The 21799-nt window shown below is 66.7% G+C and carries 27 protein-coding genes and 1 tRNA gene; 7 read left to right on the top strand and 21 right to left on the bottom strand.

Annotated features, from left to right (window positions below):
- Positions 1-4: 4 nt before the first annotated feature.
- Complete coding sequence (locus tag DV709_RS00435) at positions 5-2116, bottom strand: thioredoxin domain-containing protein (protein ID WP_117591014.1); 2112 nt, start codon at positions 2114-2116, stop codon at positions 5-7.
- Positions 2117-2282: 166 nt separating this feature from the next.
- On the opposite strand from DV709_RS00435, the gene purD reads away from it, so the two are divergent.
- From purD to DV709_RS18275, 3 genes are all read left to right on the top strand, one after another.
- Positions 2283-3629 carry a phosphoribosylamine--glycine ligase gene (gene purD, locus DV709_RS00430; RefSeq protein ID WP_117591013.1) on the top strand — a complete coding sequence of 449 codons (1347 nt, stop codon included), beginning with the start codon at positions 2283-2285 and terminating at the stop codon, positions 3627-3629.
- Between the two features lie 155 nt (positions 3630-3784).
- Positions 3785-4903, top strand: coding sequence for a GNAT family N-acetyltransferase (locus DV709_RS00425; RefSeq protein WP_168191271.1), 1119 nt, complete (start codon positions 3785-3787; stop codon positions 4901-4903).
- 67 nt (positions 4904-4970) lie between these two features.
- The gene (locus tag DV709_RS18275) at positions 4971-5573 is read left to right on the top strand and encodes an acyltransferase (RefSeq protein WP_117591011.1); all 603 of its coding nucleotides are present in this window, start codon (positions 4971-4973) and stop codon (positions 5571-5573) included.
- Here the strand turns inward: DV709_RS18275 and DV709_RS00415 are convergent.
- The 3 genes from DV709_RS00415 to DV709_RS00405 form a co-directional block, all read right to left on the bottom strand.
- A complete protein-coding gene (locus DV709_RS00415) occupies positions 5564-6352 on the bottom strand; it encodes a mechanosensitive ion channel domain-containing protein (RefSeq protein WP_394338683.1) in 789 nt (262 codons plus the stop codon). The genes DV709_RS18275 and DV709_RS00415 overlap by 10 nt on opposite strands.
- Positions 6345-7154: a diadenylate cyclase DacZ gene (gene dacZ / locus DV709_RS00410; RefSeq protein ID WP_117591009.1), complete on the bottom strand. Its 810-nt coding sequence runs from the start codon at positions 7152-7154 to the stop codon at positions 6345-6347. The genes DV709_RS00415 and dacZ overlap by 8 nt, the downstream gene beginning before the upstream one ends.
- Before the next feature lie 485 nt (positions 7155-7639).
- Positions 7640-7723: transfer RNA gene (locus DV709_RS00405), tRNA-Leu, on the bottom strand.
- Positions 7724-7817: 94 nt separating this feature from the next.
- Between DV709_RS00405 and DV709_RS00400 the strand changes: the two genes are divergently transcribed.
- A complete protein-coding gene (locus tag DV709_RS00400; RefSeq protein WP_117591008.1) occupies positions 7818-8126 on the top strand; it encodes a transcription initiation factor IIB family protein in 309 nt (102 codons plus the stop codon).
- A 5-nt stretch (positions 8127-8131) separates the two neighbouring features.
- On the opposite strand, the gene DV709_RS00395 is transcribed toward DV709_RS00400, so the two are convergent.
- The 10 genes from DV709_RS00395 to paaA all read right to left on the bottom strand — a co-directional run bounded on the left by DV709_RS00395 (position 8132) and on the right by paaA (position 14692).
- Positions 8132-8626 (bottom strand): phosphopantetheine adenylyltransferase, encoded by a 495-nt coding sequence (locus tag DV709_RS00395; RefSeq protein ID WP_117591007.1) that lies wholly within the window; start codon positions 8624-8626, stop codon positions 8132-8134.
- Positions 8627-8677: 51 nt separating this feature from the next.
- Entirely contained in the window at positions 8678-9211 is a 534-nt protein-coding gene (locus DV709_RS00390; RefSeq protein WP_117591006.1) for a helix-turn-helix domain-containing protein, read from the bottom strand.
- 75 nt (positions 9212-9286) lie between these two features.
- A complete protein-coding gene (locus DV709_RS00385; protein ID WP_117591005.1) occupies positions 9287-10363 on the bottom strand; it encodes a glutamate--cysteine ligase in 1077 nt (358 codons plus the stop codon).
- Between the two features lie 107 nt (positions 10364-10470).
- Entirely contained in the window at positions 10471-11109 is a 639-nt protein-coding gene (locus DV709_RS00380; RefSeq protein WP_117591004.1) for a fibrillarin-like rRNA/tRNA 2'-O-methyltransferase, read from the bottom strand.
- Entirely contained in the window at positions 11106-11948 is an 843-nt protein-coding gene (locus tag DV709_RS00375; RefSeq protein ID WP_117591003.1) for an NOP5/NOP56 family protein, read from the bottom strand. The genes DV709_RS00380 and DV709_RS00375 overlap by 4 nt, the downstream gene beginning before the upstream one ends.
- Before the next feature lie 46 nt (positions 11949-11994).
- On the bottom strand, positions 11995-12159 hold the full coding sequence (gene paaE, locus DV709_RS17870; RefSeq protein ID WP_168191272.1) for a 1,2-phenylacetyl-CoA epoxidase subunit PaaE: 165 nt from the start codon (positions 12157-12159) through the stop codon (positions 11995-11997).
- Positions 12159-12593, bottom strand: a complete 435-nt coding sequence (paaD, locus tag DV709_RS00370; protein WP_117591002.1) for a 1,2-phenylacetyl-CoA epoxidase subunit PaaD — start codon at positions 12591-12593, stop codon at positions 12159-12161. The genes paaE and paaD overlap by 1 nt, the downstream gene beginning before the upstream one ends.
- On the bottom strand, positions 12590-13423 hold the full coding sequence (paaC, locus tag DV709_RS00365; protein WP_117591001.1) for a 1,2-phenylacetyl-CoA epoxidase subunit PaaC: 834 nt from the start codon (positions 13421-13423) through the stop codon (positions 12590-12592). The genes paaD and paaC overlap by 4 nt, the downstream gene beginning before the upstream one ends.
- Positions 13420-13746: a 1,2-phenylacetyl-CoA epoxidase subunit PaaB gene (gene paaB / locus DV709_RS00360; RefSeq protein WP_117591000.1), complete on the bottom strand. Its 327-nt coding sequence runs from the start codon at positions 13744-13746 to the stop codon at positions 13420-13422. Before paaB ends, paaC begins: the two co-directional genes overlap by 4 nt.
- A gap of 1 nt (position 13747) precedes the next feature.
- Entirely contained in the window at positions 13748-14692 is a 945-nt protein-coding gene (gene paaA, locus DV709_RS00355) for a 1,2-phenylacetyl-CoA epoxidase subunit PaaA (protein ID WP_117590999.1), read from the bottom strand.
- An 85-nt stretch (positions 14693-14777) separates the two neighbouring features.
- On the opposite strand from paaA, the gene DV709_RS00350 reads away from it, so the two are divergent.
- Positions 14778-15419 carry a helix-turn-helix domain-containing protein gene (locus DV709_RS00350; protein WP_117590998.1) on the top strand — a complete coding sequence of 214 codons (642 nt, stop codon included), beginning with the start codon at positions 14778-14780 and terminating at the stop codon, positions 15417-15419.
- A 48-nt stretch (positions 15420-15467) separates the two neighbouring features.
- Here the strand turns inward: DV709_RS00350 and DV709_RS00345 are convergent, their stop codons facing one another.
- The 6 genes from DV709_RS00345 to DV709_RS00320 form a co-directional block, all read right to left on the bottom strand.
- Complete coding sequence (locus tag DV709_RS00345) at positions 15468-16613, bottom strand: YhjD/YihY/BrkB family envelope integrity protein (RefSeq protein WP_232819680.1); 1146 nt, start codon at positions 16611-16613, stop codon at positions 15468-15470.
- 162 nt (positions 16614-16775) lie between these two features.
- The gene (locus tag DV709_RS00340) at positions 16776-17549 is read right to left on the bottom strand and encodes a hypothetical protein (protein WP_117590997.1); all 774 of its coding nucleotides are present in this window, start codon (positions 17547-17549) and stop codon (positions 16776-16778) included.
- A complete protein-coding gene (locus DV709_RS00335) occupies positions 17546-18349 on the bottom strand; it encodes a hypothetical protein (protein ID WP_117590996.1) in 804 nt (267 codons plus the stop codon). The genes DV709_RS00340 and DV709_RS00335 overlap by 4 nt, the downstream gene beginning before the upstream one ends.
- Positions 18342-18590 carry a hypothetical protein gene (locus DV709_RS00330; RefSeq protein WP_117590995.1) on the bottom strand — a complete coding sequence of 83 codons (249 nt, stop codon included), beginning with the start codon at positions 18588-18590 and terminating at the stop codon, positions 18342-18344. The genes DV709_RS00335 and DV709_RS00330 overlap by 8 nt, the downstream gene beginning before the upstream one ends.
- On the bottom strand, positions 18587-19552 hold the full coding sequence (locus tag DV709_RS17515; RefSeq protein WP_157972611.1) for a hypothetical protein: 966 nt from the start codon (positions 19550-19552) through the stop codon (positions 18587-18589). The genes DV709_RS00330 and DV709_RS17515 overlap by 4 nt, the downstream gene beginning before the upstream one ends.
- Positions 19553-19713: 161 nt before the next feature.
- Complete coding sequence (locus DV709_RS00320) at positions 19714-20175, bottom strand: MaoC/PaaZ C-terminal domain-containing protein (protein ID WP_117590994.1); 462 nt, start codon at positions 20173-20175, stop codon at positions 19714-19716.
- Between the two features lie 279 nt (positions 20176-20454).
- Here DV709_RS00320 and DV709_RS00315 point away from each other — a divergent pair, with 279 nt between their 5' ends.
- Positions 20455-20898 carry a hypothetical protein gene (locus tag DV709_RS00315; protein WP_117590993.1) on the top strand — a complete coding sequence of 148 codons (444 nt, stop codon included), beginning with the start codon at positions 20455-20457 and terminating at the stop codon, positions 20896-20898.
- A 12-nt stretch (positions 20899-20910) separates the two neighbouring features.
- On the opposite strand, the gene DV709_RS00310 is transcribed toward DV709_RS00315, so the two are convergent.
- Positions 20911-21225 carry an ASCH domain-containing protein gene (locus DV709_RS00310; RefSeq protein ID WP_117590992.1) on the bottom strand — a complete coding sequence of 105 codons (315 nt, stop codon included), beginning with the start codon at positions 21223-21225 and terminating at the stop codon, positions 20911-20913.
- Positions 21226-21336: 111 nt separating this feature from the next.
- Between DV709_RS00310 and DV709_RS00305 the strand changes: the two genes are divergently transcribed.
- Positions 21337-21783, top strand: a complete 447-nt coding sequence (locus tag DV709_RS00305) for a hypothetical protein (protein WP_174786388.1) — start codon at positions 21337-21339, stop codon at positions 21781-21783.
- The last annotated feature ends 16 nt before the right edge of the window (positions 21784-21799 follow it).

Here is a 21799-nt window from a genome sequence, read left to right as displayed (position 1 = left end):
CGCGTTAGTTCCCGTCTCCGTTCTCCAGCGCCCAGTCCAACGCCGACCTGATATCCGCCTGCGGCGGCGAGCAGGTGAAGTTCTCGCAGGCGTACACCGTCGGCTCGCCGTCGACGGCCTCGCGTCCGGCCCAGATGGCCGGTGTCTCGTCGACGCCGAGCGCTTCGAGCCACGAGTCCAGTTCGGCGTCTGTCTTCGGTCGCTGGGTCAGAATCGTCGCCGGGAGATAGCGACTCGCTAGCGCCTCCCACCAGTCCTCGGGGAGTTCGTCGGCGGCGACGGTGAGTTCGAGCGCGCCTCGGCGCTGTTTTTCGGCGGCGAGGACGAGCGACCCGTGTTCGAGCGGGCTCCCCCGAAGCCGGTTCGCGTGCGTCGACAGCACCGCCTCGGCGACGTGGCCGAACTCGGCGTCGGGCGCGAAGTGGTCCAGGTCGAGGAGGACCGAGACGGCGACGCCGAGACTCGACGGGGTCGACTGGTCGCGGCGCTCCTGCGGGCGGGCGACGAGCGTCTCGCCGCTCTCGGGCGTGAAGTACAGCGTCTTCTCGTCTCCGTCCCAGAACTCGGCTTCGATGACCCGCGCGAGGTCCAGCGCGAACGCGAGATGGTCGACGTCGCCGGTCGCCTGATAGAGGTCGAACGCGCCGCGGGCGAGGAACGCGTAATCTTCGAGGTAGCCCGAGCCCTTCACGTCGCCCGACTTGAACCGCCGAGAGAGTCGTCTTGCGTCGTCGTCCCAGAGGTGCTCGCGGACGAACGTCAGCGCAGCCTCGCCCGTCGCCGCGAGCGCCGGGTCGAGCGTCCGCGCGCCCGCCGCGAACCCCGATATCATCAACCCGTTCCACCCGGCGAGAATCTTCTCGTCGCGGGCGGGGCGCTCGCGCTCCTCGCGGGCCTCGTACAGCGCCGTCCGGGCGTCCATCAGCCGCTCTTCGACGTCGGCAGGGTCGAGGTCGTACTCCTCGGCGAGGCTCTCGATGCTCTCGGCGAGCGTCAGTACAGTCGTACCGTGCTCGAAGTTCCCGCTCTTCGTGACGCCGTAGCGCTCGCAGACGAGGTCGGCGGTCGTCTCGTCGTCGACCGCCTCGCGCACCGAGTCGGGCGTCCAGACGTAGAACTTCCCTTCCTCGCCCTCGCTCTGGGCGTCGAGCGTGCTGTAGAACCCGCCATCCTCGTGGGTGAGTTCGCGCTCGACGAACGCGAGCGTCTCCTGCGCGACCGTCGCGTACCGAGGGCGGCCGGTGAGTCGGTAGGCGTCGAGGTAGACGCGGGGGAGTTCGGCGTTGTCGTACAGCATCTTCTCGAAGTGCGGGACGGTCCACTCTCTGTCCGTGGCGTAGCGGTGGAAGCCGCCGCCGACGTGGTCGTACAAGCCACCAGTAGCCATCGCGTCGAGCGTCTCCGTGACGACCGCGAGCGTCTGGTCGCGGCCGGTTCGAGCGTACGTCCGCATCAGGAGGTCGAGCCGGGTCGGTTGGGGGAACTTCGGCCCGCCGCTGCCGAAGCCGCCGTACTCGCGGTCGGCGCTTCTGAGCGCCGCCTGCGCCGCCGAACCGAGTAACTCGTCGTCGAGTTCGCCCGGTTGCTCGGGGGTGTCCTCCAGTTCGTCGCGGACGGCGGCGGTCCACTGGTCGGCGCGGTTCTCTATCTCGTCGCGGTCCTCCTCCCACGACCGCGAGAGGTCCCGGAGCAGGTCGAGAAAGCCGGGCATCCCCTGGCGCGACTCGGGCGGGAAGTACGTCCCGACGAAGAACGGTTTACCCTCGGGGGTGAGCCACACCGACAGCGGCCACCCGCCGCGCCCGGAGACGAGTTGGCAGATGCTCTGGTAGACGCCGTCGAGGTCCGGACGCTCCTCGCGGTCGACTTTGATGGGGACGAACTCCTCGTTGAGCAGCTCGGCGACGGCGTCGTCCTCGAAGCTCTCGTCGGCCATCACGTGACACCAGTGGCAGGCGGAGTAGCCGATGGAGAGGAAGATGGGGACGTCGCGCTCGCGGGCGGCGTCGAGCGCAGCCTCGTCCCACGGCTGCCAGTTGACGGGGTTGTCCGCGTGCTGCCGGAGGTACGGCGACTGTTCCTCGTCGAGGCGGTTTCGGCCCGTCGGGTCGGTCATACCAGACGGTACGAACCACAGCAGGGAAAAGCCGTGTGCTCCGGCGGGCGGCTCCCCATCGGTCGACGAACGACCGAGCCAATCCGAACCAGTTATACACCAATTCGCATAGAAATGGACGGTCGAAGCAGCAAGGTTTACACTGTCGTGCGTAGCACGTCGTCGTATGACGGAGACGGTGCTTCTCATCGGCGGCGGCGGCCGCGAACACGCAATCGCCCGGTCGCTCGCGTCCGACTGCGACCTGTACGCCTGCGCGAGCAACCGAAACCCCGGAATCGTCGCGCTCGCCGAGGGGTTCGAGCGCGTCGACGAGACGGACGCCGACGCCATCGCCGACTACGCCGAGACGGTGGAGGCGACGCTCGCCGTCGTCGGCCCCGAGTCCGCGCTCGCCGCGGGCGTCGTCGACGCGCTCGAAGACCGCGGCGTCTACGCCTTCGGCCCGAAGAAGATGGACGCCCGCCTCGAGACCGACAAGGCGTTCCAACGCCGGTTCATGGTCGAAAACGACGTTCCCGGCTGCCCCGACTTCGAGACGTTCCACGACATCGAGGCCGCCTGCGCGTACGTCGACCAGTACGACGGCGACGTGGCGGTCAAACCGGCCGGCCTCACCGGCGGGAAGGGCGTGAAGGTCACCGGCGACCAGGTGACGAAGGAAGAGGCGAAAGAGTACCTCCGCACCGAGAAGTACGAGCGGGTCGTCGTCGAGGAGCGCTTCGTCGGCGAAGAGTTCACCGTGCAGGCGTTCGTCGCCAACGGCGACGTTCGGCCGACGCCCGCCGTCCAGGACCACAAGCGCGCCTACGAGGGCGACGAGGGGCCGAACACCGGCGGTATGGGAAGTTACAGCGACGCCAAGCGGACGCTGCCGTTCATGGAGGAGAGGGACTACGAGGAAGCCGTCGACGTGCTCGAATCCGTGGTCTCGGCGCTGCCGGACTACCGGGGCGTCCTCTACGGACAGTTCATGCTCACCGCCGACGGCGTCCGCGTCGTCGAGTTCAACGCCCGGTTCGGCGACCCCGAGGCGATGAACACCCTTCCCGTACTCGAAACTCCTTTCCTCGACGTACTCGTCGCCGCCCGCGACGGCGAGACGCTACCGGACCTCGAGTTCGCACCGACGGCGACGGTGTGTAAGTACGCCGTCCCGGAGGGGTACCCGACGAACCCCGAGGCGGGCGCTCGCATCGACGTCGACGAGGAGCGCGTGACGCGAGCAGCGGAGCGCGTCGCCGACCAGTCGAGCGACGACGAGTCGCGGGACGACGTGGGCGAGGGCCTGCTGTTCTACGCGAGCGTCGAAGAGCGCGAGGACGGCCTGTACACGAGCACGTCGCGGTCGTTCGCCGTCGTCGGACTCGGCGACACCATCGCGGCGGCGGAGGCCGTCGCGGCCGACGCGCTCTCGGCGGCGGGCGACGGACTCAGGGTTCGCCAGGACATCGGTACTGCGGAGTTGGTCCAGCGGCGAATCGACCACGTGGCCGATTTACGTGGTGTATAATCCCACGAAGACGAACTGTTTCGCGGACAGCGCCCGGTGGTAAGAGTAAACAACCGACGCCTCATGAACTCGGTTACGAACGGTACGTACGGCATAACAAAGCCGGTAGCTGTGAAATCCGAGGGCACATGGGACACGCATCGCCTCAAAGTAAAGTGACTCCGGCGGAAGACGGCTACATCGTGCGTCGGTACGAACCGGCCGACCGGGAGAAGTTCCTCGCACTCTACGAAGAAGTGTTCGAGAAAACTCGCACGTCCGAGTGGTTCGACTGGCGATACGGCGGCCCACACACCGACGACGTCCGAATGTTTCTCGCCGAGAAGGACGGCGAAATCGTCGGCGCGGAGCCGTTCATCTCCTTCGAGATCCGCGGCGGCGACGAGACGGTGTACGCGCTCCAACCCGCCGACGCGATGGTTCATCCCGACCACCGACGCAACGGTCTCCTGACTCGAATCACCGAGGCGGCCATCGACTACTACACCGACAACGGCCCATCGTTCATCTTCAACTTCCCGAACCAAGCCGCGATCGGCGCGTTTCTCAAACTCGGCTGGGTGCAGGTCGGCGAGGTGGCGACGGCGTATCGCATCCAGAGACCCTCCACGTTCCTCAAATCGGACCGCGCGCAGCGATTCGGCCCCGTCGCCGACGTGCTCTCTGCAGCCGGATACCGCGCCCGCGACGCCGCGACGCTCGCCGCGTCGCGTCGCCAGAGCGACGACGAGGTGACGGTGACGAGACACGCCGAGATTCCGGCCGAGCGTCTCGCCGCCCTCTACGAGTCGGCGGTCCCGTCGCGCCTCCACGCCCCGCGGACCGAGGCGTTCTACGACTGGCGCTTCGGCAACCCGCAGTGGGACGTCGCCGCGTACTCGGCCAAGCGCGACGGCGAGATCGTCGCCAGCATCGTCGCCTGTACCCAGGAGACCCGCGGCATCACGACGACGAAGATTCTCGACGCGCTGCCGATGGTCGACGCCGAGGCCGAGAGCGAGGCGTTCGACCGTCTGCTCCGCGTCGCCATCGCCGACCACGAGGACGCCGACGCCATCGCCGTCGCCGAGGACACTATCCCGTCGAACGTCCTCTCGCGGCTCAACTTCCTGAGCAACGACAGTTTCCCGATGTCGATTCGGGGGTCTCCGACGCCGGTCGTCGCGCGACCGCTCGTCCCCGAGGACGACGCCCAGTGGACCGTCGGTGGTAAGCATCTCGCCGACCGCGAGGACTGGCGCCTCTCGTTCGCCGAACAGGACACGAGCGTCTGAGCGCGGCGGAGGGCCGAGCGCTCTCCCGTCCCACCGCTTTATTAGCCGTCGACCGAAAGCACGCGGCGTGACAGACGAAGGAACACGGTACGACCGGCTCACGAGACATCCGACTCCGGGTCCCCGAAACTCGTTGCAGTCGTGGCCGAGCGCCCGGTCGCCGCTCGTCGTCGCCCGGAACTACGCCGCTATCGTCGCCGCCCGCATCTCACCGAGCCTCCGGCTGAAGAACTGGCTGCTCCGCCGCATCGGCGTCACCGTCGGCGAGGGCGTCTCGTGGGGGTTAGAGTCGACGCCGGACGTGTTCTGGCCGGAGCTCGTAACCGTCGAGGACCACGCGATAATCGGGTACGACGCGACGCTCCTGTGTCACGAATTTCTCCAAGACGAGTACCGGACCGGCGAAATCGTCGTCGGCGAACGGGCCATGGTCGGTGCGGGTGCGGTCGTCCTCCCCGGAGTCCACGTCGGCGCGGGCGCACAGGTCGCGGCGAACTCGCTCGTCGTCGAGGACGTCCCTCCCGATGCGACGGTCGCCGGCGTCCCTGCCGAAGTCGTCTCACGCAGCGCCGCCGACGGCGGTTCGGAGCGCGACGGAGCGGGCGACAGCGGCAGGAAGAACAGCGAAGAGAACGACGGGGACAGCGTCGACGACGCGGCTCAGTCGTAGACGCGGACGATACCTTCGTCGAAGACGGTGCGGTTGGGGATGATGTACTCGCGGTTGTCGGTTTCGACGCGCGTGACGAGCATATCGACTTCTTGGACGATGCCGGACTGCTCGCCGAGTCGGACCTCGTCGCCGATAGTGTACGGCTGGTTCAACAGCAGGTAGATGCCCGCTGCGGCCGACGAGAGCATGTCCTTGAAGGCGAGCGACGTGAAGACAACGAGCGCGAACGCGTACGCGCCGAGAAGGACGACGAGTGCGAGCGTGTTGATGTTCACCTGGCTGAGCGCGACGAGGATGGCGAGATAGAACACGCTGTACTTCGCCAGCGTCGGGATGAGACCGATCTCCGGGAGTTTGACGCCGCGGAGGCGCTCGGCGACGAGCAGCTCGACTTTGTCGCCGATGAGGATGCCGCCGATGAGGATGAGCAACGCGACGAACAGCCGCGGGAGGAACGCGACGAGGCGCGTCCAGAAGGTGTCGGTGTAGCCGACGTCGGCGACGGTGAGCGCGACGACGATGGTGAGACCGATGAGAAAGTACGTGCTGAGTTGGGCAACGATAGCGATGGTAGAGGTGCCGAGACCCTGCGCGAGGCGCTCGAAGCCGGTGCCCTCGATGACGCCGGCCAACCCCGCTCGTTCGAGCAGTCGGCGGTTGACCGCGCCGACGATGATGCTCAGCATGACACCGAGGGCGAGGACGCCGAGGGAGAGCCAGATGCGCGGCGGCACCGCGTCGTAGAGCTGTCCCAGCTGCGCCTGCATCTCAGTAATCCTCCGGGTCGAGTTCGAGTATCAACCGTCCGCCCTTGAACGCTCGGACGAGACCGTCCGACTCCGAGAGCACGATGGCCGTCGCGTTCGTGTCGCGGGTTATCGCGCCACCGGCCATGTGGCGCGCACCGAGTCCCTTCGGGATGTCGACGCCCTCCGCGCCGGGTTCGAGATAGCGGTACGCCGAGACGATCTTCCCCGAGTCGGAGATGACGAACGCGCCGTCGAGCCGCGAGAACTCCTTGAGCATCACGTTGACGATGGGGTCGCCGACGTGGACGTGGCTCTTCTCGAAGGGGTTGTAGCTCAGCGGACGCGACTTGTTCATCACTTTCCCGGCGTCGCCGACGACGAACAGCGCGCCGACGGGACTGCCTTTCTGTCCCTTCTTCCCGAGTTCGATGGCGACCTCGAACACGTCGCGGATGACGCTCGGGTCCGCACGGGAGTTGGTGAACAGGTCGTACATCCCCGAGTGCATCTTCTCGTCGGCGCGGACCCGAAGCAGGGTGTCGGTGTCGTCGCCGAACGTCCCGATGGCACAGGCGATGGCGTCGCCGGCGTCGACGAGGTCCTCGTCCATCGCGCCCTCGATGCCGAATCGAACGCGGTCGCGGACGTTCTCGAACTCCAGGGGGAGTTCGACGAACTGGTCGGCACCGACGTTGTTCTGCGGTGCGACGACCACGAGACCCGTCTCGACGCTCTCGAACCGTTCGTAGAACGAACTGCTCGGGGAGAACAGAAACAGTCCGTCCACGTCGGCGACGAGGTCGTTCAAGAAGTCAGCCAGCATTGACATTGACCGATACCTCTCAAGGAGTGCCTATAGAAGTTGTGGCGCGTGCCTAACGCCGTTTGGCGATTCGTGACATCATACATCACGAAATAAGAGTGTTTGATTTTTTGTGGTGAGCGAATCGAACACTGGGCCGATTGTCGAAAGCGCAGTAATGGCACACGAGAGACAGTATTTGGTGGGGGTTGAGGAGAACCGAGGCGGGCGTGGACGAACTGAAGTAGGGTGAACTAGCTTACCTCTGTCACCGTCACAGAGGGTGCGTAACGGAAGCTGAGAGGTGGGCGACATCTCGTTGTCGTCGGCGAGCGAGCGGTTCGGAGAACCCGAGCGAAGCCGTTCACCGAGCGCCGGAGGCGGCCCGCAGCGCAAAAGGTCGTAATCCGTGGGACCGGATTTGAACCGCGAGGACTTCGCTTCGCTCGTCCTCTGGGCTCAAATCCGCTCTGAACGATTTTCACGACTCTCCCTGCGGTTGAGTCGGAAAATGCGTGGGACCGGATTTGAACCGGCGGACTCCTACGAGACAGCGTCCTAAGCGCTGCGCCGTTTCCTGGCTTGGCTACCCACGCGCACCCTCCACTACTGGAAAGTGCAGTAAGTAGCTGTCGTTCCCGAGCATCCTCACGCGGTCAGTTTATAGCCGCCGAGAGAGAACGGGAGGGCATGTACCGCGCACGGGACCGCGTCGACAACGAGGAGTGGCTCACCCAACTCGAACGGGCGGCCGACAGCCTCGAACTCGGCTCGGAGTCGCGGTCGAACGCGACTGACCTGTTTCTCACTCACGTCCCCGACGAGGACCGTTCGAAGCCCGCGACGGCCGCCGCCAGCCTCTACGCCGGCGCGCTCATCGCTGGCGAGGAACGCTCGCAGACCGCCGTCGCCGACGCGATGGACGTGACTCGACTCTCGATACAGAAACGCTGGAAGAACATCTTGGAGGACGCCGGATTCCGCCCGCCGTCGTGGTGAGTTAACTACTCCGGCGGCGTCTTACCGCGGCCCTCGCGCTCGGGCGTGAGGTTTCCGTGGCGGTCGATTTCGCCCGAGACGATGCGCGTCGAGGAGATGCGCTCGCCGTCCTCGGCGGCCACGTGGCCGACGACTTCGATTTCGAGCGGGTCGAGACCCCGTTCTTCGCGGATTTCGTTGACCTTCTCGCCGCCGCGTTCGGTCTCGGGGGAGACGATGAGAACGTCGAAACCGGGTTCGGTGGCGATACCGGTCGGCTCCGACAGCTCCCGGACCTCGAACTCGCGGTCGTACTCGGCGGCCATCGGTTCGAGTTCGGCGACCAGGTCCCGCTTTCGGTCCTCGAACGAGCGGACGTACCGCTCGACGTGTCGGGTTTTCGGGGCGAGTTCGTCGGAGGTGAGTCCGACGGTGAGGTCGCCGATCTCGAACGCGCGCTCGAACAGGGCGCGGTGGCCGTCGTGAACCGGGTCGAACGTGCCACCGAGCGCGACGTGCATAATCTGCGTGTCGGCGCCTGCTCACTTAAAAAGGTCGGCTTCGTCGGACTGTTAGTCGTCGACGGCGTCGTCTGCGTTCTCGTCTGCGTCGTCGTCGACGGTGATGGTGACCGGGGTCGACTCGGGAGGCTCTTCGCCGTCGGCGCGGAGTCTCGAATCGAGGTTGAACACGGTGTTCAACTCCGACTGCACCTGTCCGGCGACGCTCCGAACCAGATCGCTCGGCGGGATGGCCTCGTACTCGTAGGGGTTGTTGCCCGCGCCGGAGCTCTCGCGTTTCTGTCTCGTCACTCGTTGTTCGTCGTGGAGTTCCGCAAGCGCCTCCCGAACGGTGCTCGGGTACAGTCCCGTCCCCCCGGCGACCTCGTCGCTCGTGCTCTCTGGGTGTTGACGGAGGTAGACGTAGATGCGCGCTCGCGTCTCGGTGTCGAGCACCCAGGCCAACAAGTCGACGACGCTCTGGTCGAACTCGGTAGCGGCACGGCCCGAGCCGTCGCCGAGTCGCGCCCGAGTCGTCGGCTGTTCGTCCTCCTCAGCCGTTCGCTCGTCGGTGCGTGCGTCTTCGGGGGTCTCCTCGGCAGACATATGTTTCGGGTCGAAGGTCGGAACTACAGTCAGAAAAGGCGTTTGGCCGCTCCGGTCGGAGCGGGAACGGCCGACTCAGATGAGCAACGACGCACAGAGCGCGTCCATGCCTCCCTCGTCGAGGATGCGCCGCTGCCGGGTCGCACCGCTCTCGTCGTCGAGCACCGAACGCAGTCCGGAGACGCCGAGTCTGTCGCAGGCGCGGTCGACGGCCGTCCCGAGGTCGACGACCGATTCGGTGTCCGTGTCGACGAACGAGGCGTCGTGGCCGTGTCGCATCGCTCGCCACTTGTTCTCGTCGAGGAGTTCGCGGCGGATGTCGGTCCCCGACTCGCCGTCCTCGAACCGTTCCGCGAGGTCGACGACGAGCGCGTGGACGAACTCGGCGAACGCCAGCACCACGTCTGGGTCGCGCTGGGCGTCTGGCGTCCGGACTTCGACGGTTCCGTGGCCGGTGTGAGGGCGGACGTCGTGCCAGAGTTCCCCTCTGTCGTTTATCGACCCCGTCTCGACCATCCGGCGCTCGAAGCGCGCGTACGACTCGAAATCCGAGAATCGGGTGGGCATCCCCGTGTTCGGCAGCCCCTCGAATATCTTCGCCCGCGCCGAGGCGAGACCGGTGTCGAAGCCGTCCCAGAACGGCGAGTTCGCCGACAGCGCCAGCAAGAGCGGGAGATACCAGCGGAGCTCGTTCGCGACCCAGACGGCCTTGTCGGCGTCGTCGACGCCCACGTGGACGTGCAGTCCCGCGGTCGTGTTTCGGTGCTGCGGGTACTGGATGCGGTCGAGTTGCGCGCGGTAGCGCGGTTTCTGCGCGTGGTCGAGTTCGCGCCACTTCGCCGCCGGGTGGAGACCCGCGGCGGCGACGCCGAAACCGTGCGTCTCGGCGTGGTCGGCGAGCGCCTTCCGAACCGAGTGGAGCGCATCGCTCGCCGCAGAGGGTCGTTCGATGAGCGGCGTCTGCGTCTCGATGGTGAACTGGAACAGTTCGTGGTCGATTCGGTCTTCGAGCAGTTCGGGCGGGTCGTCGCCGTACACCAACTCGTCGATACCCGACGTGGGACGCCCGGCGTCGTCGACGATGAAAAACTCCTCTTCGATGCCGAGGGTTCCCATCCGGTCGAACGCCTCGCGCGTGCCCAACTCCTCCATTGCCCGCCTTTCGGAACCTCGAAGTAAATAGTTCGTGAAGTCGGCCGCACACACCGGGTGTGCGGGCGATTCGTCCAGCCGCCGGGGGCGCGCTCGGTGTATCCGCGTTACCGTGGCCGGGCGACGATGCCGAGGTGGTCGCTGTGGAAGCGGTCGAGACGCTTCGTCTCCAGTAGCTCGTAGGCGTCGTCGAGTCGGGAGACGACGCCCTCGAACACGTCGTCCGGGTCGCTCGTCACGTCCTCGCTCCGAGCTTTGACCGCCATGAGCAGTCTCCCGTCGTCGGCGAGGAACCGGCGATTGCGGACCGCGACGTCGGCCTGCCCGCGCGTCGCCACGTCCTGCACGAGCACGTCGAGGTCCGATTCGACGACGTGCGCGTACGCCTCGGGCTTTCGAGCGTCTTTCAGCAGCGGAAACAGATTGTCTCGGTCTTCGGCGACGCCGACGAGGTCGCGGACCGTCCGGGGGGCGAACTCGACGGCGTACGTCGGACCGGCGAAGTCGGCGACGTGGCTCACTGTCGTGCCCGACGCCGCGCCGAGATAGAGAACGGTTTCGCCGCCCGTGAGGTTCGTCTCCACGCCGAGTTCGAGCATCGCGCCGAGCTTCGAACGCCCGGCGTCCCAGAGCCGCCAGCCGTCGGCGGTCGGTTCGCCGTACACCGTCTCGCCCCGCGTGGCGAGGCGCTCGCGACCGTCGAACGTCCGGCGCTCGACGCCCTCGGGGAGTTTCGGGTCGCTCATTCGTTGCCCTCCTCGGCGCGGGCGCGAATCGCCTCGATTCGCTCGCGGAGTTCGTCGTGAATCTCCGGCCGCATATCGCCGCTGTAGTGGTCGATGCGCGCCGCGATGACGAGTTTACCCGCGAGCGCGCGGGCGGCCGACCCGCGGTCCTGCGGTCGGGTTCCCCTGATTGCTTCGTGGACGTAGATGACGCCGTGTTTCGGCGACGGCGCGCGTCCGGCGAGGTGGGCGAACAGCGCGTCCTCCGCGCCGAGAACCTGCACCGTCCCGCTAGGTTTCTTCGCCAGCGAGTCGAGTCCGCCCGCCAGCGAAACGAGTCGGGCGGTGAGAACCGGTCCGGCCATCTCGGCCATGTTCGGCGCGACTTCCGGGGCGCGGCGCTCGACGTACTCCCGGAGCGCGTCGCGTTCGTCGGCCAGTTCGGCGACGCGCCCGGCCAGCGAAACGACGCGCTCCTCCGTGAGGTCCTGCGGCTCTCGCTCGGCCAGTTCGCGAGCGTAGTCGACGCCGGTACCGCTCTCCTCGAAGAGGCTCCCGGCCCACTCGCCGAGGCGCTCGGCGAGTTCGTTCGCGGTCCGCTCGGCGTCGTCCATCGCGCGGACCGCGTGCATCAGTTGCTTGTCGTCGGCCCGCTCGGCTTCCGCGGCGGCGGTTCGGGCGGCCTCGATGCTCGCTGCGCGGAGCCTCTCGTAGTACTCGTCCTCGTCGGCGGCGAACCCCGACTCGACGGCGGCGGCGGGCCAGTCGGCGGGCGCGTCGGCGCTCCCCTCGCGGATGCGCGACACCGCCGTCTCGGTGTCGTCGGGGTCGACGTCGACGAACCACGCGTCTTCGGTCATGGTCGGAGGTGGACGCGCCGGGGGTTAAAAGGGGACGACTCCGGCGTCAGCCGAACTGCTCGAACGGCTGCTCGCACTCCTCGCAGTAGTGCATCGACCGGCAGAGGCCCGGCCCCTTCGGGTGGTCGCGTACCGTGTTCGTCGACTCGCAGTAGGGGCACTCGACGCCGGTTTCGGGGCCGTCGCCGCGGGTGCTCGGGTCGAAGCGCATCAGACGCTCAACCCGAACTCCCGCAGGTCCCTCTTTCCGTCTTCGGTCACCATCTCGACGTTCCACGGCGGCGAGTATCGAAGCGTCACCTCGGCGTCGGCGACGCCCGCGGCGAGCGCGGCGCAGCGCACGTCGTTGAGAATCATGTCGCGCGCCGGACAGCCGGTGTAGGTCAGCGTCATCTCGACGCGCGCGACGTCGTCGACGACCTCGACGCCGTAGATGAGCCCCAAATCGACGATGCTGACGGGCATCTCGGGGTCCTCGACCTCGTACAGCGCGTCCCACACCTTCCGTTCGGTGCCGGTCGCTCCCTCGCCGGTTTTGGGGTACTCGTCGTGTGCCTCGCCGGACGAGTAGTCGGTGTAGGCGCACGCCTCCGACTCGAACTCCGACTCTTCGAACTCTCCGCCGTCGAACTCGTCGGTGCTCACGCGCCCTCACCTCTGAGCGTGGTCGGCTTCTCGAAGTCGAGTTGGCGGTACGTCGCGGTGAACTCCTCGTAGAGGTCGAACCAGTCGTCGGTGTGGTCGCCGTCGCGGCCGGTCGTCTCCGGCCGCGCCACCTCGTCCGGTTCGGGCACGTCGAGTCCCAGCGATTCGAGGTACGGTACGACGATGTCGAGCCACTCTGTGCGGAGGTCTGCGAGCGTCTCGGTTCGCAGGCCGAGGTCGACGATGTCGTCCTCGTGAGGACCAGCGGCGAACAGTGTCAGCGCGTGAGGGAAGAGGCGGTCAAGTGCGGTCTGGACGCGGGTGCAACTCTCCTCGCTCCCCTCGTCGGCGAGGCGGTCCAACCAGTTCTGGGCGTGCTCGCGGTGGTACGACTCCTCGGCGAGCACTTTCTCGACACGGTCGCAGAGCGGCGCGTACGACGAGTCGACGACGGCCTCCATGCGCAGCTGCTCGGCGGTGTCGTAGAGATAGGTTCGAAGCATCGTGTCCGCCCAGTTGCCGGGTTCAGTTTCGAGTTCGACGAGCGTCGCGTGGGTCCACTCCTCGGGCGGGCGCTCCCAAATGAGTTCCTGCTCTTCGTACCCCAAATCCTGAAGCAGGTCGTACCAGAGCCGGGCGTGACCGTACTCGTCCTGGGCGACGTTGGCGAGCGCGAGGTCGGATTCGAGCGTCGGCGCGAATATCTGCCACTCGATGTAGCGCTCGGCGGCGACGTACTCGTCGTCGGCCATCCGGAAGAGGAGCGCTTCGAGCGCCGTTCGTTCGCTGTCGCCGAGGTCGTCGGGGCCGGCGAATCGGGGGGTGCTCACGACTGCGCCTCCTTGCGCTTTTCGGCAGCTTCGCGCTGTTCGTCCTCACTCTCTTCGACCTCGGCGGCGAAACTGGCGTCGACGTCGTTGTACGTCATCGCCCAGCGGTACGCCTTGTCGGTCGTGCCGCCGAACTTCGCCTCGTCGATGTCGACCTCGCCGATTTCGTCGCGCGGGACGACCCAGAGGCTGTTGGTCTGCATGCGGCGGCCGTGTTGAATCTGCGCGAACATCAGCGCCATGTCGCGGTCCGGCGCGTGGACGTTGCCGCAGTGCTGGTGGTACTTCCCGGGTTTCTCCTGTCTGAACACTTCCCAGATCATTTTAATCAGCTGCCTGCGGGGTCGTGCCCGCCGATTCGTTCTCCCAGCTGTCCATCGCCTCGCGCACCCACGACACCGCCTCGTGGCGCTGGCGACGCGACCCGATCTGTTCGTAACTGCCCTCGTAGTCGTTCTTGGCGATGGTCCAGAACTCGTCCCAGTCGAGGTCCTCCTCGACGACGGTGTACTTGCCAGTCTCCTCGTCGTACTCGATTCTGGGTTCGTCGGGTATCTTGAGACCGTACTTCTCGGCCTTCGGGATGTAGGCGTTCAGAAACGCCTGGCGGAGTTCGGAGTTCGAGACGGTCTTCAGTCCGACCTGCTGGGCGAAGTCGTTGTGCGTGCTCTCGCTGTTCATCGGCCCGAAGAACTGCAGGATGCGCGGCCACCACGTGTCGAATACCTCCTGAGTACGCTCCTGGTTCGCCTTCGAGGATCGCATGAGTTCGCGGAGGATGTCCTCGCCGTGCTTGACGTGGAACCCTTCCTCGAAGCACACCTTGTCCATGGCGTGCGCGTACGGTTCCCACGAGGTGCTCTTGAGCGTCGCCTGCCGACGCATCGCGCCGCCGTCGACGAAGAAGTCGATCATCGGCGCCTCGTACCACGAGTTCACCGGGTAGTGAAAGCAGTTGAGGAACTTCCCGTCGCCGCGTTCGAGTTCGTCGAGCATCTCCTCGCGCGTCTTCACGCCGAGCGTCTCGGCGGCGCGGTAGAGCAACTGCGCGTGCCCGATCTCGTCCTGCGTCTTCGCCGTGCACGCGAGCTTCCGGTCCAGACTCGGGGCCATGCGCGTGAACGCCTTGTCGAGGTAGCCGCCCATCACCTCGGAGTTGGCGTGGAACTGAATCATCCGCGTCGCCGCCTTCCGATACTCCTCCGGCATGTCGTCCTTCGGGCTGAACTGCCTGGGTCCGGCCCGCTCTTTGACGGTGTCGAGGTCCATGGTCGTTCGTTACAGATTGTCCGGCTTACGCGTTCACCCGGCTATAGGCGGCATTTATATGTCCCCGCCGCACGATAAGCGGTCGATGCGCGAGGAGTGTCTGGTCGTGGAGTTCCGCGTGACCGGCGACGACTGCCCGTTGGCGGCGGCGTCGCGGGCGGCGAACGCGACCATCGAGTGCGAACCGCCGCAGTTGCGCGGCGACGGCAACGTCCTCCTCCGGTTCGGTTCGCCGACGAGCGACGAACTCGCGGCGACGCTCGACGGCGACGAACGGCTGCGCTACCTCCACCGCGCGACCGCCGAGGAGCGAGACACGTACCGGTGTCTCTCGAAGCATCCCTGCATCGTCCACGAACTGACCGACGCGGGGTTCGTCGCGGAGGCGCTGACCTATCGCGACGGCGAGGAGCGGTTCACCGGCGCAGTCGTCGGTTACGACGTGCTCCAAGGGGTCTTGGCTGCCGCCGGAGAGGCCGTCGGCGTGACGCTCGAACGCGTCTACCCGCTCGGTCCGCAGGCCGATTCGGCCGCCGCGCGGTGGGACGTGACGCCCGCGCAGGAGGCGGCGCTCCGGGCGGCGCTGGAGATGGGCTACTTCTCGGTACCGAAGGCGGCGACGGCGACCGAAGTCGCGGAGGAGTTGGGAATCAGCAAGTCGGCGTTTCTCGAACGCCTTCGGCGCGGACAGACGGGGTTGTTGGGACAGATTCTCGGTCAGCGATAGTCGGTCGAACCCGGTCGGTCGGAGTCGATTAGTCGAGCCCGGTCGGGGTCAGTCGTCTCCGGGCGTCGACGACCGGTCCGGCGACTCCGTGTCGGCGGTCTCCGTCGCCTCAGAGTCGACACGGGCGTCGGTCTCGTCGACCTCCCACCGAAGTCGCACCTCGTAACTTTGTCCGTCGTCCTCCTCGACCGCTCGCTCTTCGACTTCGAGCGTCCCGGTCTCCGGCATCCGCGGGCGGCCGCGCGTCCCGTCGGTCGTCGTCGGTTCCATCCCCTCGTACCGCCGCGCGACATCCTCGCGGAGTCGCCGCAGATAGCTCGCCGCTTGGTCGCGGTTCAGGCGGTCTTCGCGCAGCGGGCCGCGATTCGCCGCTCGCTCGGCGGCACCGCGACCGACGCCGCCCGACGCGCCGGTCGCGTAGCCACCGACGACGGCGTTGACGACCGCGCCGAGCAGGAGGACGAGGCCGCCGAAGTAGAGCCAGGTCACGAGGAGGATGACGCCGCCGAGCACGCCGTACGCCTCGGATTTGTCCGAGAAGGCGATGTAGAACTGGAACGCGCCCTGGAGGAGCGCCCACCCGACCGCCGCCGTCAACACGCCGGGGAGGATACCGCGGACCGAGAGGTCGGTGTCGGGGAACACGTAGTACAGCGGGAGGAACGCGATGCTCAGTCCGAGAACCAACACGAGCGGGTTGAGGAGGCCGAGCCAGGGTAGCGACTCGAAGGCGGCGAAGGCGGTGCTGGCGGCGACCATCGCCGTGATGCCGACGAGGAGCGCGACGAAGACGACGAGTCCGTCGCGGAGTTGGTCGACGAACTCGTTGCTGTCTTCGGTCTCGTAAATCTCCGAGAAGGCGGTGTCGAGACCGCGGAATATCTTCAGCGTCCCCCACAGCAGCACGACGATACCGACGATGGAGAGTCCGGTCCCCTCGCTCGCGCTGTCGAGGGCGTTCGAGACCAAGTTACCCGTCGCGGGAGTCAGCGACGACGCGACCAGGCCCGAAACCCGCCCTTCGAGTTGCTCGGACCCCAGAAGCGACACGAGAAGCACGACGAGGAGCAACAGGGGAATCAACGAGACGAACGCGTTGTACGCGAGGCTGCCGGCCATGAACGCGACGTTCTTCGAGCTGAACTCTTCGAGAACGGCTCTGCCGACCGTGATGGGGGAGCGTCGAGTACTCACATCGTCCGGTCAACGCCGCGGCGGAAAGCGTTTCGCCGACGTCGGTCGTCGACGTCGTCCGGACAGTCGAGGGACGAAACGTCGTCTCGAGTGAGAGGTCGCGGGCGGTCGCGGGCGGTCGCGGGCGGTCGCGGGCGGTCGCGGGCGTCCGATCGGGGCCGTTCACCGCTTCGGCACGGTCGAGTGACGGGCGACGCCGTTCATGTCGCGGCGCGACTTCGGCACGGTCGAATGCATCGTCGCGCGCCCCCGCGAACCGCGGTCCTCGCCGTCGTCGCCGACGTCGAGGAGACCGTCGTCGTCTTCTTCGTCCTCGACGTCGGCTTCGGCTTCCGCTTCCTCGTCCGTCTGCTCCTCGTCGTCCGCCTGCATCTGTTCGACGCTGGCTCGGAGCGAGTCGGCCGCCCCGTCGAGTTGCGACTGTAACAACGCCGTAAGTAGCGAGTCGTCGCTCTCCGACTCGGGTTCTTCGCTCGCTTCGGTTTCGGCCTCCCCGGCTTCGACCGCTTCGGACTCCGCTCCGTCGGTCGCTTCGGCCTCGGCATCGACCTCGTCCTCGTCGGCCGCCTCGCTCTCGGCGGTCCGTTCGGCCTCGTCCGCTTCCGCGGTGAGTTCGGAGAGTCGTTCGCGGAGTTCGCCCATCGTCTCCTCGTCCTCCAGGCCCTCGGTCTTCGACAGTGCGAGAATCGTCTTGAGGTCGAGCACCGATTCCTCGCCGCCGACGGCGAGGGCGTTCGGAATCGTCTCCACGTGGTCGCCGTCGTCGTCCGTGAGACCGACGGCTTTGATGAGGTCTTCGGTCGTCGTCTCGTCGACGAACGCCGACGTCTCTTCGGCGAGTTCGCGGAGTCTGTCGTCGCTCTCCTCGTCGGACGCCGAGAGTTCCTGTCTCACCCCGTCGAGGAGACGGTCGACGGTCTCGGCGGCGTCGGTCATTCGTCTTCGTCACCCCCGTCGTCGGATTCGGTGGATTCGTCGGATTCCTCGGGCTCCTCGGCCGACTCGGTCTCCTTATCGAACTGCTCGACGAGGTCGTCGACGAGTTCCTCGCGGCTCTGGTTCGCCTTTATCTCCGCGTCCTTCGCCATCGACTGCAGTTCGCGGTAGGAGACTGTTTCGAGCAGTTCCCGGTACGTCTCCCGGCGAACGTCGCTGAGGTTGTCCGGAACGGCGTCCGACGCGCGTGATTCCGCCTCGTCAGCGGCGTCTTCGGCCGTCTCTTCGGTACTCTCGGCGGCGTCTTCGGCCGTCTCTTCGGCACTCTCGGCGGCATCTTCGGCCGTCTCCTCGGCGCTCTCGGCGGCATCTTCGGCCGTCTCCTCGGCGCTCTCGGCGGCGTCAGTCGCCTCCTCTTCCGCGCTCTCGGCTGTCTCTTTAGCCGACTCCGAGGCATCCTCGGCCGCCTGTTCTATCTCACTCGGTTCGGAGACCGCGTCGCGCAGTGCGCTGGCGCTCTCCTCGACCGCCTCGCGGCTTCCGAGCGAGTTCAGGATGGCCTCTTCGAGCCGCTCCTTTACGTCCGCGAGAATCTCGAACGGTCTCTTTCCCGCTTCGACGCCCTCCCGGACCGTCTCGTCGACCGTGTGGCCGAACCGCTTGCCGAGTTCGCGACCCAATCGACCGCCGAGCTTTCGGCCGATGCTCTCGCCGACTTCGCGGCCGTCTATCTGGTCTTCGACTTCGTCGGCGACGACGCTCTGCAGCGACGACGAGGAGGACGAATCGCTGTCACTCATCGTCGTTCCCTCCGACGAACCGACCGAGCGCGCCCTCGACGACCTGCTCGCCGAGGAGTGCGCCGAGCGCAGAGCCCACGAGCGCACCGAGGACCTCGCCGCCTCGGCCGCCGAGTCGCTCGCCGAGACCGTCCTCGTCCTGGATTCCGTCCCACTTCGTGTCGGCCAGCAGGTCGTCGTAGTCGAGGTTCGTCAACAACTCGGTCACGTCGAGTCGGCCGAGAAGCGACGACTCGCTCACGATTCGCCGTCCTCCTCGTCGTCGGACGAGTCGCTCTCTTCGTCTCCGTTCTCGCCCTCACCGTCGCTCTCCTCGCCGTTGCTCTCGTCGCTTTCGTCCTCGTCAGCCTCGCTCTCCTCCTCGTCGGTGTCGCCGAACAGCTGGTTCACCACGCCGACGATGAGCTGGACCGCGATCTCCTGCAACGGGAGTTCCTTCGCGGCGGATTTGAGCGTGCTCTTCGTGGCGTCCGCCGCGGACGAGAGGCGGCCGCCTTCGCCCTCTTCGCCCTCTTCGCCCTCGCCGCCGAGCGACGGCAGAAGGTCGCCGAGTTCCGGCAGCTCCGGGACGCCCGGGAGTTTGTCGGCGATGTTGCCGAGTCCGTCGTCGAGCAGTCCGGCGACGGCCGCCAGGAGGTTGCCGACGAGGTTCCCGTCGCCCTCTCGGGCGGAGAGGTCGAGGACCACGTCGTCGAGGTCGACCTGAAGCCCGAGGAGGTCGAGGTGAAGCCCTTCGAGGTCCAAGAACAGGACGCCCGTCTCGTCCTCGCCTCGCATCGCCTCCTGTCGCTCGTCGGAGGCGTCTTTCTTCTCCTCGGCCGTCTCCGACGGGAACTCCTCTTCGTCTCCCTCGTCGGCCTCGGACTCCTCGTCCGCCGACTCTTCGGATTCCTGTTCCTCCGCGTCCGCCGACTCTTCGGACTCGTCTTCGTCTGCCGATTCGTCTTCGTCTGCCGATTCGTCTTCGTCTGCCGATTCGTCTTCGTCTGCCGATTCGTCTTCGTCTGCCGATTCGTCTTCGTCTGCGGACTCGTCGGACTCCTCCGACTGTTCGCTCTCCTCGGCGGAGTCGGACGTGTCCGACTCGTCGTCCTCCTCTGCGTCTTCCGCCTCGGCCGACTGCCCTCCGTCCGGCAGTACTCTGCGTTCGACACCGTCTACCGCTACCCGTCCAACTCGATGGGATGACCGTTCCGGATCCATTGCTTTGTGAGGAGTCAACGGCTCCGCTGAAGGTGATTCGGCTTGCCATAGCAAGCCACCCCGGTGACGAGGCGAAACTAGCCCGACGCGGCCACTATCCGCTCGGCGAGAGAGTCGTCCAAACCACATGCTCGAAGCGGAACCGAAAGAGAAGCGTTCGGCTACGATTCGGTCTTGATCATGAACTTCATGTCGCCGGCGAACACCGTTTCGCCTTCTTGGTTCGTCATCTCGGAGTCGATGACGACGAGACCGGCGTCGTCACGGCTGGAGAACGGTTTCGTCTCGACGACTTCCATCTCCAGTGAGATCGTGTCGCCCATCTTGACCGGTGCGGGGATGTCCATGTAGTTCATGCCGAGGAAGGCGACGACGGTGCGTTCGAGGAAGCCGCAGCGGAAGACGAGTCCCGTCGCGAGGACGAACGTCATCGGCCCGTGAGCGACGCGCTCGCCGAAGTACTCGTCGTCGGCGTAGTGACGGTTGCTGTGTAGTTCCGTCCAGTCGCCCGAGAACGCCGAGTGCATGACGAAATCCGTCTCGGTCACGGTGCGGCCGGCGCTCTCGAACGTTTGGCCGACCTCGAACTCCTCGAAGTACTGTGGTTCGTAACTGTATGGCACGTCCCCCGATTCACGTATCGATGATAAAAATTTGTGTACTACCCGTCGCCTCACCCATGATAACGTTTAACGCACGGCGGCGAGCAGTACGGACGATGACGGAACGTCCAGTGTTCGTCTGTGAGCGGTGTGAACAGCGAGTGACACCGCGCTCGTACTACGCGCTCTGTCCGAAGTGCGGCGGTGGCCTGCGGTCGGCGCCTTCGTGAACGATTCTGTCGTTCGAGTCGCGGGCGGAAGCGCGAAAGCGCCTTGGTTCTCTCCCCCGAACCGAGAGCGATGACGCGCGACGACAGCGGGACGACCGATAACGACCTCACCCGCATCCGCTCTATCGCAGTCACGGCCGACGACGTCGTCGCCGCCTTGGAGGCGCGACGCCGGAGAGGAGTGCCCGCCGTCCTGCGGGTGACGCCGCCGTTTGCCGGGCGGATGCGCGCTCGGCTCCACCTCGCCGGCGGCGAGGGAAGCTACGAGGGACCGACCGAACCGATTCATCTCGACCCCGAGCGCCTCGTCGCCGGCGTGCCGCCGTTTCCGGACCCCGACGAGACCGAAGACCGCCTCCGAGAGGCGGGGGGCTACTCGGTCGACGCCCACCGCGACGAGCACGCGGAAGCGGTCCGACGGTGGCGCGAGGCGGTGATGGACGCCATCGTCGAGGCGGTGACTGTCGGGACCGAGAACGGCGGACACGAGATTGCGGTGAAGCGGCTGGGATAGCCGAGAACGCGGCTACTCGACCGGTTCGAAGCGGTGTCGGACGACTTCGGCGTCGTCGTCCCACTCGAAGTCGTCGTGGGCGCGTTCGAGGCGTTCGCGGTACGTGTCGAGGTTCTCGGAGCCTTCGGCGCGGGCGTCCTCCTCGGTCAGATCGCCGAGCGTCCGGGCGTCGACGGCGACGACCTCGAACCGCCGGCCGTCGACCTCGAACGTGTCGCCCGTCTCGGCGTAGGCGTGACCGCGGTGGAGTTGCGTCACTCGTCCCTCGGCGACCATCGACCGAAGTCGGTCGGTCGGGAGCACGTTCGCGGCGTCGATCTCTGCCATGGGGGCTTTTGGGACGGGACGGAGAAAAGCGACCGGGCCGTCGGCCCGCGAACTCGGCGAAACCGGCCCGCGGGCGAATCGTTTTTGCTCTGTCGGCGTCCATCCCGACGCATGGACGGCCACAGACGCGGACGCGACGCCGACCGCGGCGGCGACGGGTGGAGCGAACGCCGCCTGGTCGCGCCGTACCGCAAACTCGTGCTTCTCATCTGGCTCCTCGGGATTCCGCTTCTCGTGCTCTCGATTCCCCTCGGTGACGGGTCGGGGCTGGTGGTGATGCTCGTCACGCACCTGTTCATCGCCGGGTTCGTTCGCTCGGACATCAAGGCGATGCGCCGACAGGGGTACGAGTGGGGCTGGACGCGTCACCTCTGGTTCGGCGCGGCGTTCGCGCTCCCGTTCGTCGGTCCGGCGTACTACTTCTACAGCGGACGGCGCATCCGAGCCGAGAACGAGCGACGACGGGAGAAGTACGCTTCCGGGGACGGAGACGCCCGCGAGGGGTCGCCGGGCACAGACGACGCCGTCGACCCGGCGGTGACGTCCTCGGACGCCTGACGGCCTCCACGAGGTT

Origin of the sequence: Haloprofundus halophilus, from assembly GCF_003439925.1 — an archaeon.
GTDB lineage: Archaea > Halobacteriota > Halobacteria > Halobacteriales > Haloferacaceae > Haloprofundus > Haloprofundus halophilus.
The sequence above is the reverse complement of the archived record's forward strand: the minus strand, read 5'-3'. Positions and strand labels throughout refer to the sequence as shown.